Below are 3,568 nucleotides of genomic sequence, written 5' to 3' on the forward strand. Positions count from 1 at the left end.
ATGCGGACATTCAAGAGGTGCTCATCACCGGCTGCCGCGATACGCAAACATCGGCCGATGCCCATATCGGCGGCTCCTATAATGGCGCTCTGACCTATTACTTAGTGGAGTCGATTAAAGAAGCTGAGGGCAAGCTGACCTACCGAGAATTGCATCAACGAACCACCGCAAAACTGAAGCGGGAAGATTTCGATCAAATTCCGCAGTTGGAAGGACGGCGCACGTCGTTCGATCGGCTCTTCTTGAGCTAGAGAAGTACAGGACTGCGGTAACCATCAAGCCCGCCGTGGCCTTCACGCAGCTTGTGAAGGAGGAGCGAGGGGTACTTAGACCGACGCGGTCTATGAAGGAAGCATCTGTCGATGGGCACTAAACAGAAAGGAACCATGCGTAACGATCCGGGCCAGCTGATCCATGACATGGAGTGGAATGAGTTTGAGGCTCAGCTCTCACGTTCGGCGCGCGGAGGTAGATCCCGAACAGCATCCGGTCAGGCTTTGAGGGACCACTTTGGGCCCGAGAAGCTTGAGCGGCTCCAACATCTGGCGGAAGGTGTTCGGTCAGCTCGTCAAAAACGGGAGCCGTTGCGGGGCAATATTATCTTCATCCCCGGGATTATGGGCTCGGAATTGACCGTGACTGACGGTGGCGATGACGACGTGGTGTGGATCAGTTTCTGGAGACTCATCAGAGGTGGGATTAAGAAGCTGCAACTCGCTTCTGACGGTGTAGGGGAAGCCGATTCAAAGTTTGTGGTGCGCCCAAGCGGGCTCGATAAGGACAGTTATGCGGAGACGATCCTCTGGCTGAAGGCCTACTGGAACGTTGAGCTTTTTGCCTACGACTGGCGGAAAGATTTGGATCGAGCTGCGGGGGGCTTGAAGGATCTTGTGCAAACCAAGTTCAAAGATCAACCGGTTCACCTCGTCGCCCATTCCATGGGAGGTCTCGTGTCCCGGAACTTTATCCGGCTGTATCCCAAGGTATGGAAGGCCATGTCGGAGCCGAAGAAAGTGCAGGGCGGCCGTCTCATTATGCTCGGCACGCCGAACTATGGGTCCTATGCCATTGCGCAGGCAATGGTGGCTCAGGAGAAACTGGTGAAGTGGTTGGCGGCGGCGGATCTCCGACACGACTTGGAGGAGGTGCTCGGCATTCTGAATGGATTCGTGGGGAGTTACCAATTGCTCCCGTCTCCTGCCAAGCTGTCGGCCTCGGAACAACGGATATACGATCCCGGCGCTTGGGGGCGCTATCCCATTTCGGCATCTCATCTCAATCGCGCGCGTAAGTTCCATGTGGATCTTGACGTGGCAGCCACCACTGATCCGGAGCGGATGGCCTACATCGCCGGATTCAATCGGGAAACCCTGAATGGCGTAACGATCGATGGTCCCGGCATGTTTGAGTTTGATATCACCTTGAAAGGCGATGGACGAGTGACGCATGCGCTCGGGCTACTGCCCGGCGTGCCGACGTACTATATCGATGAAATCCATGGTGATCTTCAGAAAAATGAGCAGGTTCTGGAAGCCATCGACGAGATCTTGCGAACCGGGAAAACCGGCGTGCTGGCCTCGGAACCGGTTGCCGTTCGTGAGATCCGTTCGGTGGCTTCTCCACGAGTCCGTGCCGTACAAGATCGTGAGGAGGCCGAAAAAATTCGTCAAATCGCGGAAAAGTCCGAGGCCGGCCGGAGCACTCCCGTCGAGCGCCGTCTGGCCGAAGATTTACTTAGACAAGCCGTCATGATGCAGACTCCGCCTGCATCGCGAGACATTACGGATTCGGCGCAGACGCAGGCCGCTGGCCGACGGAGGGAAAAACCTCCGGCACAAACGCCCATCTCGTTGAATGTTGAGATAGTCCAAGGTGACATTCGCGATATCAAGACCACGGCGGTAGTGGTCGGCCACTACCGGGGTGTACCGCCGGTGCGGGCCGTCGGTGCGCTGGACGAGGCGCTGGACTTCTGGATCTCCAAGGCGGTCAAGCGCGGCATGATCGGCGGAAGTTTGGGGGAAGTGTTTCTCATCCCCAACACACAGAAGTCCATTGCGGCAAACGCCGTGATCCTCGCCGGCATGGGCGAGTATGGACGTTTCAATCGGGAAGACCTGGATCTCCTGTTTGCCAACGTCACCTACGGCATCACCGCGCTCGGATGGCGTGAATTCGCCACCGTCGTCGTGGGTTCAGGAGAAGGCAATTTGTCATTGGAACAAGCGATCGAAGGCATGCTTCAGGGAGTGGGATCGGCATTGAGACGGCTCAAATGGCAAGGCCGCCTCGAGAACCTGTATATTGTGGAGTGTGACAAGAACCGCTGGAAGGTGGTTAAAGAGATCTTGGATAAAATATCGAAGAACCAAAGCGATGGCTGGAAATTGCATGTGACGAAGAGGCAGCTTCCGAAGCGGAGGCATCGCAGAGAACAGTCGAAACCTGCAAATCTCGATACTATGACGGGCAGCCGCATTACGATCGAACGGGACCGCGACATATTCCGGTTTTCCGCCATCAGAGAGCAGGCAGTCATTCCAGTTCGGGAAATCAGGATTCAATCCTCGTATGCGGAAGGAGCGGCCGAGCTCCTGAAGGGGGCTCGAAGCCAGGAGGATCAGGAAAAATATGGGAAACTGTTGCATAGCTATCTGATGCCCGAAGACTTTCAGGACATGATCGACGCGACGCCGCTGACACTCATGGTCGACCGTTCGACCGCGGTATTCCCGTGGGAAATGGCGGCGTTCGAACGGCACGGAAAGACGATTTTTTACGGTCCTGGGCGGCGATTGGCGCGACAATTCCGAACCATCTTGTCCGGTCCTCCAGGACTTATCGCTCCACCCATTCCAAACCGCTTACGTGTGCTGATCATTGCCGATCCGGCTCCGGAAGCTGATCTGCAATTGCCGGGAGCGCGGGCCGAGGGTCGCGCCGTCGTGCAAGTTCTCCGAAAGGTAAAGGAGGAAGAGGGTTTGGATATCACGATCGAGCAGCGCATCGGGTCGGACGAATGCGATCCGGTCGAACTTCTTGCGCTGATTTTGAGCGAGGAATTCGATCTGATTCATTACTCGGGGCATGGTGATTTCGACGAGAAAAATCCCGCCAAGAGCGGCTGGATTTTCGGCAAGGAATACGTGCTTTCCGCCGGAGATATTTTCCGCGCACGGCGAGTGCCGCGCCTGATCTTTGCCAATGCCTGCTTTTCAGGGGTCGTCCGATCGGGCAAGCCTTTTACGGTGGAGGAGTCGAATCGAAGCCTCGCCGGGTTGGTTCAGGCCTTTTTTGAGCGAGGCGTCCAAAACTACATCGGAACGGGCTGGCCCGTGGACGATGCCGCGGCCTTGGAATTCGCGAAGGTCTTCTACAGGGAAGCGCTGTTGGGTAATGACCTAGGAAGTTCTCTATCGAAGGCCAGAGAGGCGATCCTCACCAGCGGGTCCACGTGGGGGGCCTATCAGCACTATGGTCAAGCTACTGCGAAACTGATCAAGCAGCCTGAGAAGAATTCCACAGACACCCTGTAGCGCTTCGTGCGGGACGGTGATCGTCCCGCACG

At 56.4% G+C, this 3,568-nt stretch carries 2 protein-coding genes; both read left to right on the plus strand.

Going from position 1 to position 3,568, the window contains the following annotated elements:
* Positions 1 to 251: caspase family protein (locus ACOSYY_RS05025; protein WP_421661175.1), on the plus strand; the 251-nt coding region annotated here is incomplete at its 5' end.
* Between the two features lie 111 nt (positions 252 to 362).
* Positions 363 to 3,536, plus strand: a complete 3,174-nt coding sequence (locus tag ACOSYY_RS05030; RefSeq protein ID WP_421661176.1) for a CHAT domain-containing protein — start codon at positions 363 to 365, stop codon at positions 3,534 to 3,536.
* Positions 3,537 to 3,568: the final 32 nt, after the last annotated feature.

It is taken from the genome of Nitrospira sp. BLG_2 (genome assembly GCF_049222245.1).

Coding starts and splice junctions, on each gene's coding strand:
- ACOSYY_RS05030 (WP_421661176.1), top strand. CDS start 363: ATGGGCACTAAACAGAAAGGAACCATGCGTAACGATCCGGGCCAGCTG.